Origin of the sequence: Photobacterium kishitanii, from assembly GCF_000613045.3 — a bacterium.
GTDB lineage: Bacteria > Pseudomonadota > Gammaproteobacteria > Enterobacterales > Vibrionaceae > Photobacterium > Photobacterium kishitanii.
The window spans coordinates 990,150-1,004,407 of the sequence record NZ_LN794352.1; the positions used below are offsets into that span (position 1 = coordinate 990,150).

The 14,258-nt window shown below is 36.7% G+C and carries 9 protein-coding genes; 4 read left to right on the forward strand and 5 right to left on the reverse strand.

The features are described from left to right. The first annotated feature begins 93 nt into the window (after positions 1–93). The 4 genes from PPBDW_RS04965 to PPBDW_RS04980 are packed head-to-tail and all read left to right on the forward strand — an operon-like array spanning position 94 to position 7,328. Complete coding sequence (locus PPBDW_RS04965) at positions 94–1,797, forward strand: type I restriction-modification system subunit M (RefSeq protein WP_036793781.1); 1,704 nt, start codon at positions 94–96, stop codon at positions 1,795–1,797. Continuing rightward, entirely contained in the window at positions 1,787–3,121 is a 1,335-nt protein-coding gene (locus PPBDW_RS04970; RefSeq protein WP_054261987.1) for a restriction endonuclease subunit S, read from the forward strand. Before PPBDW_RS04965 ends, PPBDW_RS04970 begins: the two co-directional genes overlap by 11 nt. Further along, entirely contained in the window at positions 3,121–4,056 is a 936-nt protein-coding gene (locus PPBDW_RS04975; protein ID WP_036793782.1) for a COG2958 family protein, read from the forward strand. The genes PPBDW_RS04970 and PPBDW_RS04975 overlap by 1 nt, the downstream gene beginning before the upstream one ends. Positions 4,057–4,073: 17 nt before the next feature. Beyond that, positions 4,074–7,328, forward strand: coding sequence for a type I restriction endonuclease subunit R (locus PPBDW_RS04980; RefSeq protein WP_036793784.1), 3,255 nt, complete (start codon positions 4,074–4,076; stop codon positions 7,326–7,328). A 439-nt stretch (positions 7,329–7,767) separates the two neighbouring features. Here the strand turns inward: PPBDW_RS04980 and PPBDW_RS04985 are convergent, their stop codons facing one another. The 5 genes from PPBDW_RS04985 to PPBDW_RS05005 all read right to left on the reverse strand — a co-directional run bounded on the left by PPBDW_RS04985 (position 7,768) and on the right by PPBDW_RS05005 (position 14,256). Further along, positions 7,768–8,046, reverse strand: a complete 279-nt coding sequence (locus PPBDW_RS04985; protein ID WP_036793785.1) for a hypothetical protein — start codon at positions 8,044–8,046, stop codon at positions 7,768–7,770. Between the two features lie 565 nt (positions 8,047–8,611). Beyond that, a complete protein-coding gene (locus tag PPBDW_RS04990; protein ID WP_054261988.1) occupies positions 8,612–9,004 on the reverse strand; it encodes a hypothetical protein in 393 nt (130 codons plus the stop codon). After that, complete coding sequence (locus PPBDW_RS04995) at positions 8,994–11,036, reverse strand: hypothetical protein (RefSeq protein ID WP_036793786.1); 2,043 nt, start codon at positions 11,034–11,036, stop codon at positions 8,994–8,996. Before PPBDW_RS04995 ends, PPBDW_RS04990 begins: the two co-directional genes overlap by 11 nt. Continuing rightward, complete coding sequence (locus PPBDW_RS05000; RefSeq protein WP_036793787.1) at positions 11,033–12,817, reverse strand: hypothetical protein; 1,785 nt, start codon at positions 12,815–12,817, stop codon at positions 11,033–11,035. The genes PPBDW_RS04995 and PPBDW_RS05000 overlap by 4 nt, the downstream gene beginning before the upstream one ends. Beyond that, positions 12,817–14,256, reverse strand: a complete 1,440-nt coding sequence (locus tag PPBDW_RS05005) for a site-specific integrase (protein ID WP_054261989.1) — start codon at positions 14,254–14,256, stop codon at positions 12,817–12,819. The genes PPBDW_RS05000 and PPBDW_RS05005 overlap by 1 nt, the downstream gene beginning before the upstream one ends. Positions 14,257–14,258: the final 2 nt, after the last annotated feature.

Below are 14,258 nucleotides of genomic sequence, written 5' to 3' on the forward strand. Positions count from 1 at the left end.
TCATAAATTCATTATTAAGTAAGGCAGAGAATAATGAAAACTACGTAATTACTGGTAGAATATGCGCAATATTTCGTAATTAAGAAACCCACCATGAAACAAACAGAACAACAATTCTTAAAAGAGCTTGAAAGCAAGCTGTGGAATGCGGCAGACAAGCTACGTTCATCGCTTGATGCTTCACAGTACAAACACGCTGTACTTGGCTTAATCTTCGTTAAATACGTTTCTGATGCATTCAAATTACGTCAAGAAGAAATCAAAGCTGACCTAGCTAATCCTGATCATGAATATTATTTAGATCCTGCTGATTTTTCAGAAGAAGCGTTAGCAGAAGAAATAGCTATCGAGCTTGAGCAACGTGATTATTACACTGAGAAAAACGTGTTCTGGTTACCAATTGAGTCACGTTGGCAGTTCTTGCAAGACAATGGCCCTGTTGTTATTGGTGGTGCCGATCTCGATATTGGTGGGAAAACTAAGAAGATCACCTCTGTAGGTCACTTAATCGATAACGCGCTTGAGGCTATTGAGCGTGATAATACAAAGATTAAAGGTGCACTTAACAAGTCATACTCTGGCTTACAAATTGACCAAGCTAAGTTAAATGAGCTAATCAACTTAATTGCGACTATTCCGTTTGTTCATGCTGATCTAAACAGTAAAGATATCCTTGGTCACGTATATGAATACATGCTGGGTCAATTTGCACTGGCTGAAGGTAAAAAAGGTGGTCAGTTCTACACGCCAGCCTCTATCGTAACGCTTATCGTTGAAATGATTGAACCATTTGAAGGTCGTGTGTATGACCCTGCGATGGGTTCTGGTGGTTTCTTTGTTCAATCAGACAAATTTATCGAGCGTTACGCGGGTAAAAACGAGATTGATCCAATCACTCAAAAGCAAAAGATCTCTATCTACGGTCAGGAATACAACCACACCACATGGCAACTTGCTGCGATGAACATGGCGATCCGTGGTTTGGATTACGATTTCGGTAAAGAGCCAGCAAGCACTTATACCAACGTTCAGCATCCTGATTTACGTGCTGACTTCATCATGGCTAACCCACCATTCAACATGAAAGAGTGGAATACGGGCGTTGATGATAACGATCCACGTTTCAAATACGGTCAACCGCCAGCAGGTAACGCTAACTTTGCGTGGATGCAGCACATGCTTCATCACCTGTCTGCTGATGGCTCTCAAGCGCTGTTATTAGCTAATGGTTCAATGAGTTCAAGTACCAACAACGAAGGTACTATCCGTCAGGCATTAATCGAGAATGATTTGATTGAATGTATGGTGGCACTACCGGGTCAACTGTTTACCAACACCCAGATCCCCGCGTGTATTTGGTTCCTAACTAAGAACAAAACTGCGCGCACAGATAAAGCTGGTCGTAAACTACGTGATCGCAAAGGTGAAGTGCTGTTTATTGATGCACGTAACTTGGGTTACATGAAAGACCGTGTATTACGTGACTTTACTCGTGATGATATCGAGAAAGTAGCAGACCTTTACCATGCATGGAAAACAGGCGCTGAAGTAAATGGTATCGCTTATGAAGACCAAGCTGGTTTTTGTAAATCAGCAACGCTAGCAGAAATCACTAAACACGATTTTGTGCTAACTCCGGGGCGTTATGTAGGTGCGACTGAAGAGCTAGACGATGGCATTCCATTTGGCGAGAAAATGGCAACGCTAACGACTAAATTGAGCGAGCAGTTTGCAGAATCAGCAACGCTAGAGGCTGAGATCAAGAACAACCTAGCGGGGTTGGGTTATGAGATCTAAAATCCCACATCACTGGAAATGGCTTCCGTTTGAAAGTTTATTATCGGAGCCTTTAAGGAACGGAATATACAAAAAGAAGGAGTTTCATGGTAGAGGGACTCCCATTATAAATATGGGGGAGCTTTTTGGATATCCGCGCTTTGATGGTTCTTGTGAACTTAAAAGAGTAGAGCTGACAGAAAAAGAATTGGATAAAAACCAGTTGGTTTGTGGCGATTTGATTTTTGCACGACGCTCTCTTACTGCTGAGGGTGCAGGTAAATGTTCAATAATAAGGAAACTAAGTGAACCAACTGGATTTGAGTCATCCATCATTAGAGCTAGACTAGATCAGACTAAGGCTGATCCAGAGTATTTCTATTATCTATTTAACTCTCCATTTGGTAAGTGGTTATTAGGAACAATCCTAAGGCAAGTGGCTGTATCTGGTATTACAGGGTCAGATTTAGCAAAACTTGAAGTGCCAGTCCCTCCACTTAATGAGCAATCTTTAATCGCGAAACAAGCGATTAGTATTGATGATAAAGTTGCTATTAATACCTCGATAAACCAATCATTAGAGCAAATGGCGCAAGCGATCTTCAAGTCGTGGTTTGTCGATTTCGATCCAGTCAAAGCCAAGATGAATGGTGAGCAACCAGAGGGTATGGATACGGTGACTGCCTCGCTATTCCCAGAAAAGCTCGTTGAGTCTGAGTTAGGCTTGATTCCTGATGGTTGGAATATCGAGTCAATTAAAGATTTTGGTAACGTTATCTGTGGAAAAACACCATCAAAGAAAAATGCTGATTTTTACGGTGGTGATGTTCCATTTATCAAGATTCCTGATACGCATGGCAAGGTATTTATCACTGAAACTTCGGATACATTGACGAAGGCTGGGGATGAATCACAACCGAAGAAACGTATACCAGAAAATAGTATCTGTGTGAGCTGTATTGCTACTGTTGGACAAGTTTTTATAACAACGAAACCAAGCCATACAAATCAACAAATTAACTCTGTTGTTCCTTACGATCAGAACTCGCTCTACTACCTACTTTTTAAATTCAAGGGTTTGAATAAACACTTCCATGATTTGGCTAGTGGTGGTAGCGCAACATTAAACATGAACACAAGTACCTTTTCTAAGGTGGCTCTAGTTCGCCCAACGGCTGATGTGCTTGAAGCATTTCACAAAACCGTAGGTGGTTTAATGGAGAAAATGTTGGCGAATCAACTAGAGAATACAACGTTATCAGAACTACGAGACACCTTGCTTCCTAAATTGCTTTCCGGCGAAATCGAGTTAGGGACAAGCGAAGAGTTGGTTGAGGCAATCTAATGGCTACCCGAGTAGAAATGATTATAGAAACGCTTAAGGCGCATCCTGAGCAAAAATTTACTGCTCGGGATTTAGCTAAAGTATTCATTGAACACTATCCAACCGAGATGGCAGAAAAGCAAACTAACCCAAGATATGACACCACTGAAAAGTTAATCGCACAACTTGCGGCAGAAATAGGTGGTGAACGCACAGTTGCAGCAAAAAAAGTTTGTCCGAATGTGGCAACACGGGATAAACCGAGACCTCGTATTTATTTTTGGAATGATAATCCTGAGCTGGACACGGTCTGCTTATTGACGGATAGTGAAGATGCTGATATTCCAGAAGTGAATTCGCCTCTCGTTGTTCAAAACTTCAATGAATATGATTTGTATCCATTGTTAATCGAATTTTTGAATAAAGATCTTGGGCTGTATTGTCAACGCATTGATGAACGAAAGTCGAAAAACTCACATGGAAATGGCGGCAACCATTGGTTGCATCCTGATGTGGTGGCACTTGAGCCTCTCGACCAAGGTTGGGACGAAATAGTGCGCAGTTGTGTACGTAGCGGCAATCATAGCTCGGTTCGTTTATGGTCGTTTGAAGTCAAAAAACACCTTACTAAAGGAAACGTGCGCAAATACTTCTTTCAAGCCGTTTCAAATTCTAGCTGGGCAAACTTTGGTTATTTAGTTGCAACTGGCTTAAACAGTGATGTCGAAGCAGAACTCCAAATGTTATCAAGCTTACATGGCATTGGTGTGCTTATTCTCGACACCGAGTCACTTTTTGATAGCCAAATTCTCATTCCAGCTCAAGAACGCAATAACGTGGATTGGCAGTCGGCTAATAGGATTGTCGCGGAGAACCGTGATTTTCACCACTACATCGAACAGGTCGGGATCTATAACCAGACTGGTCGCTTGATTCATAGTGCTTGGAATAAATAATAAGGAAGATAGTGGTCATGATCACAGAAGACCAACTAGAACAGCTCTGCCTTGATTGGTTTGCAGACCAAGGCTACCTCTATAAAAATGGCTACGACATTGCCCCTGATGGTGACTCGCCTGAGCGTAATGATTATCACCAAGTTGTGCTTAAACAGCGCTTACTTGAACGGTTAGAAATTCTCAATCCAGATTTACCGTCTGACAGCCTAAGTGTGGTTGTAAATACTGTCAGTACGCCAGATACGCCTGTACTGATTAAAAGTAACCAAGCATTTCACAAATATCTGATCGAAGGTGTACCTGTTGATTACAGCGTGTTTGAAGATGGTGAAACCAAAACCAAGCATACTCACGCTCGTTTGATGGATTTTAACGAACCTGATAACAACGAATTTTTGGTAGTTAATCAATTCACTATTACGGGTAAAAAAGGCAATCGACGCCCAGATGTGGTGGTATTTATTAATGGTTTACCTATATCTGTGATTGAACTGAAAAATCCAGCCGATGAACATGCTGATATTTGGAATGCGTATAACCAGCTTCAAACCTACAAAGAAGAAATCTCAGACCTGTTTGTATTTAATGAAGCCTTGGTAGTCAGTGATGGTTGGACAGCGCGTGTCGGTTCTCTAACGGCGAATAAAGAACGTTTCTTACCATGGAAAACCGTAACAGGTGAAGATGATAAGCCATTGCTAGAGTTTCAATTAGAAACCATGGTTCGCGGCTTCTTCAAACCTGATTTATTGCTTGATTACATTCGCTATTTTATTTTGTTTGAAACTGACCACGACAGCATTATTAAGAAGATTGCGGGTTATCACCAATTCCATGCCGTTCGTGCGGCAGTAGAGGCTACGGTGAAAGCTAAACAGGCTGATGCTGATCTGCCTATGGTGGCTGAAAGCATGGGAAAATATCAAGTTCAAGCAACGAAGGGACTGGATAAGATCAAAGCTGGTAGCGGCAAAGCAGGCGTAGTTTGGCATACCCAAGGCAGTGGTAAGAGTATTTCAATGGTGTGTTACGCCAGTAAACTGCTGCAACAGCCTGCGATGAATAACCCAACCATTGTTGTTGTGACCGATCGAAATGATTTAGATAGCCAACTGTTTAATACCTTTGGTATGGCAAGTGGCACATTAAAGCAAATTCCTCAGCAAGCAGATGATAGAGATGAATTACGAGAACTGTTATTAGGTCGTCAATCTGGTGGGATTATTTTTACCACGATTCAGAAGTTTGCGTTATTAGCAGAAGAAACAGAGCATCCTATTTTATCTGAACGCGCCAATATTGTTGTGGTATCAGATGAAGCACACCGCAGCCAATATGGTAATAAATCTAAGTTAGTCTCCGTAAAAGATGCTGAGGGCAATATTACGGGTTCTAAGTATGTGTTTGGGTATTCGAAATACATGCGTGATGCGCTGCCTAATGCATCTTTTATTGGTTTTACAGGCACACCCATTGCTATGGATGATAAAGACACCCGTGGCGTATTTGGTGAGTATGTTTCTGTTTACGATATTCAAGATGCCGTCGATGATGGTGCAACAGTACCCATCTATTATGAATCTCGCTTAGCAAAATTAAACATCAACCAAGATGAAATTGAAGAACTTAATGATCTGGTTGACGACGAAATTAGCGAGGAAGATGAAACTGATACTCGTGAGAAAATTAAATCGCAATGGGCAACATTAGAAAAGTTGGTTGGTTCTGAACCGCGCATTGCTCAAGTGGCACAAGATTTTGTTACACATTTCACCACTCGTACTGAAACATTTCCCGGCAAAGCTATGATTGTAGCGATGAGCCGAGAGATTTGTGTCGATCTGTATAACGCAATTATTGCGATCAAACCAGAATGGCATCATGACGATCCCGATAAGGGCGCAATTAAAATAGTAATGACGGGATCAGCGTCTGATAAAGCGAAGATGCAGCCCCATATTCATGATAAGAAGACCAAAAAGCTATTTGAGAAACGTTATAAAGACACTAACGATGAACTGAAGTTGGTGATTGTACGTGATATGTGGCTAACAGGTTTTGATGCACCATGTTGTCATACCATGTATATCGACAAACCAATGAAAGGTCATAACTTAATGCAGGCGATTGCCCGTGTTAACCGTGTTTTCAAAGATAAACCCGGTGGTTTGGTTGTTGATTATATTGGTATTGCGAGTGAGCTTAAAAAAGCCCTTAAAACCTATACCAGCAGTCAAGGTAAAGGACAGCCAACCGTCGATACCGCCGAAGCCTTTGCTGTATTAATGGAAAAAATTGATATTGTTCGAGGTATGTTTGCAACGCCAGTTGATGGAAATGTCTTTAACTATCGACCTGATTTTGAAACCAATGCTCTGCGTTTGTTACCGGGCGCGGTAAACCACTTATCGGGTTTATCTCATACCAATAACAATGGTAAAGAAGAACGCGATGGTAAGCGTCGTTTCTTAGATGTAATGGCGGCGATGACCAAAGCTTTTTCACTTTGCAATACGATGGATGAAACTCAAGGTTATAAAAACGAAATAGCCTTTTATTCAGCAATTAAGACGGCATTTGTTAAACACTCAACGGTTGATAAAAAACGTAGTGATGAACAGCGAAATAGTGCGTTAAAGCAGATTCTGGATAATGCCATTATTGCTGATGGTGTAGATGATATATTCTCTATGGTTGGGCTTGATAAACCCAATATTGGTTTACTCTCTGATGAGTTCTTGGAAGACATGAAGAACATGAAAGAGAAAAACCTTGCGGTTGAACTACTTGAAAAGCTTTTGCGTGATGAAGTTAAAGCACGAATGAAGAACGATGTAGTTCAAGAAAAGAAATATTCAGATCGCATTATGACCACACTGCAAAAGTATCATAACCGTAGTATTGAAACGGCTCAGGTAATCGAAGAGTTGATCAAGTGGGCGAAAGAGATGGCTGCTGATGCCGAAATGGCATCTGGGTTAAACCTCTCTCCTGATGAAATCGCTTTCTATCGAGCGTTAGTGGTGAATGAAGCCTCTGTACGTGAACTGGGGGATGATATTTTACGTAATCTAGCTATTGAGTTAACGCAACAATTACGTAAGTCAGCAACAGTAGACTGGCAAAAACGAGAAAGCGTTCGAGCAAGAATGCGCAACCTTGTTCGTCGTCTGCTACGTCGCTGGAAGTACCCGCCAGATAAAGCAGACGAAGCTATTAAGCTCATTCTTGAGCAAGCAGAAGTATTGGCTGACGGTTGGTATAAGTAAGGTTTAAGTATAAAGGCAAGGTTTGATACCTTGCCTTTTTTCTATCAGTTCAATTAGAAATCGTATGTATCATTAGAAATGCTCATGTATTGAGGTGTTATTTGTGATTATGAGGTAGCTAATAATTGTCCACTTTTTAGTTAGTCAGGACGGCTAACTAAAAAATGCCCCAAAGCTTGTTAGCTACGAGGTGCCTCACGGACTACAGTCTTAACTCTTTTCAAGTGTGGCTACATAACGCTTACCTTCATGATATTACAATTGAACTAGCCTTTGCCAACTAAAGATAAAAAGTAAGGGATAAGATAGTAAAAGTTAACGAAGTTGATAAGCATCATATTTACTATATAGCAGTGGCTTTTAGATGAGTTAGATGTCATGTCGATGGCGACTTCATCAATATTTGATGAAGTTTGCCATGGCTAAAGAAGTTCTCAAGCTATTTGACAACTCTAATTTCTACACCAGAATCATCTATAAACCGTATAGACAGATCTAAGCGTTTTGTTGCTGTATACATATCAATAGGGTAGATGGCGAGATCTAATGGGCATTCTAAAATCGTTGGAATTGCTGAACCGATCATTATTTTTTCAAATTTAGACCAAATTACAGCCGCTTGTTTCTCTCCAAGTTTTTTTGATACGGCTAGAATGAAATCTAGTTTTGAAATGTATGTAATACCATTGTTTTGTCTACGAACTATTAGATTAATCATACGATTACCGTCATCAATAATAGAATAATAGGTATTTATAACGCTTCACTCTATATATTGAAAGTAATAAAACCCGTAGCATTTATTGTTTAATGTATTAAAAACATCACATTAAGTATATTATTTACCTTTAATGTTATATTTTTAATACATTAAAATCCTCCAATATTAATAATCTTATTTGTGTTACTGGCTATTGGTGAATTTTTCACTTGGTTCTAGTAGAGCTGATATAAAAATTGATCTAATTTCAAGGGTGCTCTACTCTAACCTTACAAAAACTAATGTAGTGAATTTGATATTATGTTTTTTTTGCAATATTTATCAGTTGCTTGAGTCTTATTTTTTTTATTTTCACCATAATTCATCATGAAATGATGAAAAGAAAATCTAATCTATCTTTCATTGCATATATTGAAGTGCTTGAATAGAATAATGGACAAATAATGTAATTATTCAGCATTTTGTATATGTAGTTTGCGTTATGATATCAAAGTCATATTATCTGCGGATTACGAGGGTAAGCTTAACCTTTTAGTTATGAAGTTAATGATAACTTTAGCTATCATTTGTTATTAAGTGAGATAACATTATCGTTGAGTATTTTCTGCAATTTACTTAGCTCTTTGAATAGCTGTAATTCTCTTATTAACCCGTTATCGCGTTCTTTTTTATATTCATTTTTTTCAATCGTTAATTTTTTAACTTTGCTTTCTAGTGCTGCTATTTGTGATTTTAAACTACCAGCCTGCGCATTTTCTTTGTATTGATTTATTTCATCGACTAATGATCTGTGTGCTGGGCGTAAAGGTTTTAGATAGCCATTATCAAATCCAGCTTCTCGTGAAACGAGCGACGGTGTTATCAGTTTTCCTATTAAGCGTTGATCATTAGGCTTACCTGCTTTTAAACGCTGAAAAGCTTGTTTACAAAGCTCAATACCACTCTTATTTGTCATAATCTAACTTAACCTTTTCTTTAGTTTGAAAAATAATCAATTTATCTAATTCAGATTTTGTAAATTGATATTCACCAGATTCAGCATCGTATTTAGTTAATTCACTTTCCATCGTTTTTACTACGTGATTTAACTTGTTAGGTTCAATAACTGCGTCTTCACAGTCAATGCATGCGGTGAAGTTTCCTAACATATAATCAGTACATCGAGAGTTCTTCATGCACCCACCTAATAGGGTTTTTTTATAACTAAGCTCTCCCTGTAAGACTTTACGTTGAGTGCTGATTTTTTCCTTTAATATTTTTGTTTCATCACCTTTTAGATCTGCCCTTTGTCTATCAATGTAACTACCTTTCTTACCATATAAAATATCATTATCTTTAAATAATAAGTTAATGATTTCTCTGGCTTGTTCGATAGATATTCCTGTTTGAAATTCAATCATAAAATGATCTTTAGGTAGTTCAATTTCACCTGTTTCCTTATTTAAATATCCGAGAACGCTAATTATTTTATTAAATCCTTTTCGATAGTATCTCTGCATTTCATTATTAAGGTGTTTGAAAAGTACCGCACCAGTAGATTCAGATATTAGATTAGAATTAGCACCAAAAAAGGCCAGACTTCGCCTGAATTGATGGCTTTTAAATTTCCAAGATTGCCCGACTTGAAATTCTAATTCATCAAAAGTTCTATTGGGATCAGAATTTATTAACTCTTGCCTATCCGCCTTTGTTATCACGATGTTTTTCAAACATACAGGTATATGTTTACCAAAATTAGATATCTCTTCAGAATTATTTTTAGCACGCGTAATAATGCTTACGTTTTGAAATAAAGGCAGATCTTTAAATGGGGTATTTAATAAAAAAGCTATTCCCTTTGTTATTGCTTGAAGTACTTCAATTCCCTTATTAATGGCTTCTGGTGCTAGCCAACCGACTTTTTGATGATAACCTGCTAACTTAGTTGTACTTGAAATAACGTTTATAAACCTTTTAGGTAAGAGATCGTTTAATTGTTCTTTTTTCTTGGTATTGAGATCAATCTTGTTAATGCACTGATATCTTATTTGTAGCACTTCATTATCTCTCATCGCAGTGTATTGGTGGATATAATACTTACAGGTGATTTGAATATTAATGAGTACTGTAATTAAGGTACGCTTATCCTTTAAGGAATAATCGCCTTTAAAAAAATCATTCAGCTTATGTTTTATTATTAGAGTTGTTAGTTCTGGCTGAAAATGGTTAATTTTTCCTTGTTTTTCTTGGGTTATTTTTTTGTTGCCTACATCTTTATTAGTAAATTCTTTGATTAATCTCGTAAGGTTGTCTTTTATTGTCCAAAACCGATCGACTTCCTCTTTTAATATGGAAAATGTTTGTAGGTAGATACGAAAAGGGATTATTGACGTTTGCTGTGAATCTGGTCTAGCTTTATGATATTGAACTAATTTATATCCGAGATGTTTTGGGTCAACTCGTTGGAGGTTTTCAAGTAAATTGGAAAGTTCACTTTTCTTATGCTCGGATAATGTATTAATGTAGCCAATTAAGAGCATTTCATTTGATAGAATATCGCGTAATGTGATATTACCTTGCGATAATTTATTTTGTGTGTTTTTTGCGTACAGTGCAATACTCTTCAGAATTTGAAATCTATTACCTAATATTTTTACTGATATAGTTCCTGTTCTGCCAGCGTCTGGTAAAAAATAAAGTAATAAAAATAATGTTTTTTTTATATCATGAATAATAGATAAATTTTCACTGTTTTCCAATACAGCGCTGTCATTAAAAAAATTAAAATTAAAAATGTAAGAAGCATTTTTTGATGTTGCATAGGGTTTAAAGTTCCACGTCATTTTCCCATAAATAGCAGTCGCTTCACCCTTTTGATTACGGCACAATACAAAATTATCATTTGGCATGATATTCTTTGTACTATTATTAAAGAGGTAAGTATCTATCTTAGGTAAATTATTATTTATAATGTATTGATAATAAATTGATTGGTATGTTGATTTCATTTATTAATTAGCCCCATTGTTTCGTAATAATCAAGTCGCTGATCCCAAAATTCAGTTAGTACTCCATCATTCAAGATTTCGATCTTGAGCTGATCTACTAGCTTGTTGTGGAATGTTGAGATTGTGCTGACTTTATCTAAAATATATTCAATTCTTACTATCAATAAGCTATATGTTTGATCTGCAAATTCAAAATCAATAGCTTTATCCATTATCATTTGAATGACAAATAATAGGCTCAATAATTTTCTCAAATCTTCTTCATCGGCATGACAAACATAATAAATGCAAAATAGACATCCCTGAGGAGTGTTACAGTCAGGGGTTATAGGCGGTTCATCGATTATCGATATAGGAATATCGTTATTTGTACTACAAGACCCTGATATTATTGTATTCATTTGGTCTTGTTTAGTTCGTGTTTCCACGATTGTATTGATAGCATTTTCACAAGCATTCCAAAAATTATCCAGCTCACTAATTTGTTGTTCAATAGGTGGCGTGGAATAAATAGCTTCTGATACTGCAACTGTATGATTGTTATTATCCGCAACGTGCTTTGATGAATGACCTGCTTTACGTAAGAAATGGGTGTTAGCGCTTCGTATCTGCTGATCTTTCAGTGCTGATGATGATGAAGGAAGAAACTTGGCTTTTTTTAAAAAATTATGATGTATATCTGTTTGTTGACGGCTTATTTGCTGTGGTATTTCGGCATGATTTTGACCAAGTGAAAAAAATAGAAATTGACAAGATTGATTATCTAAAATCCATGATCTTAATGTTAAGAATTGTTTAAATATTTTGTACCCGTTTTTCTCTATGCGTAATACTATAGGGCGATTATTCGCTCTAAACTTTACTTCATAAAACTCTTTAGATAATTTATCTCGTTCTTTGGTAAATAGTTCTGAATATCCTAGTTTTCTTAATTCGGCATTATTGCATTTTGTTAGGATCCTAAAGAGTTGAATGAAAGCAGACTGTGCTCTCATTGCTAAATTTATACGATGTGAATCTCTTGGATTTGGTGGTGAGTTCTCTAATAAATGGATATTAGTCTTAGCTCTGCGTGGGCTGTAGTAGATATCGACTGCATGTGTTTTTATACGTATAGGTGAAAGATTTGATGTTGAATAGCATTGATTTGAAAATTTCGTGAATATTTCAAGATTAATATCCCAATATTCACCGAGGTAACTATCTAATATGGGCTCTGGTCTTTCAACCGTGCTTTTCAAAGTGATAATTCCAGCAATGATCGAATTTACGTTATCTGGAAACGCAATACCGATCAGTTTTCGACACATCCACTGTTTATCTTTAGCCACTCGAGGTTTGATCGGTTTAATTTTAGCTTTTAGCCTTTCTATTAAATGATTTGTATATGATAAATATGCTTCGCGGAAGTGTTGTGGGCTAATTAGAAAATCTTCATGATTATTCATATCCATCCAATCAAATATTGGAAGTATTTCTTTTAAGATAGTTTTAACACCATCAGGCTTTTTATTTGCTATTTCCGTGGCAAAATTTGAGATACAGAAAAGCCTTTCTTTTCTATATGAAGCTTTGTTAACAAGTGTTGGGTTAATACCATCTTTTGAGCTAATAGTTGAGGTTCTTTGTCTGTCACTATAAGCGACTGCACCAAGATCTATTGGACGTCCGGTATTAGGCTTAGTAGGGTGCTGTAACCTTAATGTTGAAAAGTCCATAACATCTAATTTAGTAAATTCATCAATAGAAAGCACTGTAGTTTTCCTCAATATCATTTCCATTAAATTATCCTATTGGAATATGTATCAAAAATAGAGCGATTGAAAAAATTGTTTTCCCATTGAGATTGCATTTCGTATAATTTCTTATGATCAGTGAATAAGTTTAAATATTTTTCTGTAGTCTCAGGATGTTCATGACTAAGGGCATGTTGAATAAATGCGATTAGGTCTTGATGTGAAATTTTATTGTTATCAACTAAAGGCTTTAGAAATAAATAATAATTAAATGCATAAGAGGCTCTGTTCCAATGAAATGTATAGTCCTTGGGGAATGTGTCAGGTAAATCAAATGTGAATAGTTTTTTTACGATAGTTTGAATTGAGCCTCCAGTAGGAGGTATCTTAGTCTTTGTGAATCTAGGATCACTTTTTGCCATATAGCGGCAATCGCCTCTAGAGGATAAGAAAAGATAAATGTCGTCTTTATATTTGAATATGTTTCCGAATCTTTTTGTGAAAATTTCTCGTCTCTGCTGCGCGATTTTACTGAACGCATACATCTTTAACTTCTCACCTAGAGACTCTGGTATTGATATAGTCAATATTTTATTAAATTTAGTGTCTATACCTGTGCCGGGACCAGCTGATATCTTGTAGCTACCATCAGGTGATAAATTATTTTTAGTAAATAATTTTATGTGTTTTAACCGTAACGTTAATATTGTTTGTTTTCTAACCCCTGTATCTATTGCGATATTAAAAATCAACTGTTCGTCATTTTTATAGCGTGGATTTTTAAGTGCATTAATAAGTAATTCTTGTTCCGATTTTATTAATGGACGTAAATATTCTCCTTCATCTATAACTTTACCTATTATATGTTTAGATAACTTAGGTACTGACTTAGTTAATTTTCGCTTGTTAACTTTGAGTGTAGTTGAATAGCCCTGTTTGTTTTTAAAATGAATAAATGCAGTTGTGACTTGATCGATTCTATTCGTGTCTATTTGGTGTTTTTTACTAAAATATCGGGTGAACTTATAGATTAGAGATGTTCTTTGATTTAGATTTCCAGCTGAAATACCACTTTCGTGTAGATATGTAAAATAGCAATAGGTTGGTCTATTTTTAGGGCGTCTGGCTGTAAAATCAAACATATTAATGTTGTTCTGTTCACACCATAATTTATAGTCTAAAAGTTGTGATGCTTTTCTAGCAATCTTTGCTGCCGTATATTCAAATTCTGGTGAATTGGCTATATGTAATAAAAACAGATTAGCTTCGTACCATGGGGAGCGATCATTATTTAGTAATACAGAAAAATAGTAAAAAGGTTCATCGTCGACTGAATAGTCATCTATTTGCTGTGTAGTATAAAATTTGTAATCCTTTAGGAGTCCTTGTTGGGTTTCAGAGATCAATTTATCTGAACTTATAATTTTACTTTGATAAGCAAAATTCTCTATTGAAACTATTCGCCTTTTTTTTTCTAGAATCATAA

Excerpts from the sequence above, each read along its gene's own strand:
- PPBDW_RS04965 (WP_036793781.1), top strand. The coding sequence starts at position 94 with ATGAAACAAACAGAACAACAATTCTTAAAAGAGCTTGAAAGCAAGCTG.
- PPBDW_RS04970 (WP_054261987.1), top strand. The coding sequence starts at position 1,787 with ATGAGATCTAAAATCCCACATCACTGGAAATGGCTTCCGTTTGAAAGT.
- PPBDW_RS04975 (WP_036793782.1), top strand. The coding sequence starts at position 3,121 with ATGGCTACCCGAGTAGAAATGATTATAGAAACGCTTAAGGCGCATCCT.
- PPBDW_RS04980 (WP_036793784.1), top strand. The coding sequence starts at position 4,074 with ATGATCACAGAAGACCAACTAGAACAGCTCTGCCTTGATTGGTTTGCA.
- PPBDW_RS04985 (WP_036793785.1), bottom strand. The coding sequence starts at position 8,046 with ATGATTAATCTAATAGTTCGTAGACAAAACAATGGTATTACATACATT.
- PPBDW_RS04990 (WP_054261988.1), bottom strand. The coding sequence starts at position 9,004 with ATGACAAATAAGAGTGGTATTGAGCTTTGTAAACAAGCTTTTCAGCGT.
- PPBDW_RS04995 (WP_036793786.1), bottom strand. The coding sequence starts at position 11,036 with ATGAAATCAACATACCAATCAATTTATTATCAATACATTATAAATAAT.
- PPBDW_RS05000 (WP_036793787.1), bottom strand. The coding sequence starts at position 12,817 with ATGGAAATGATATTGAGGAAAACTACAGTGCTTTCTATTGATGAATTT.
- PPBDW_RS05005 (WP_054261989.1), bottom strand. The coding sequence starts at position 14,256 with ATGATTCTAGAAAAAAAAAGGCGAATAGTTTCAATAGAGAATTTTGCT.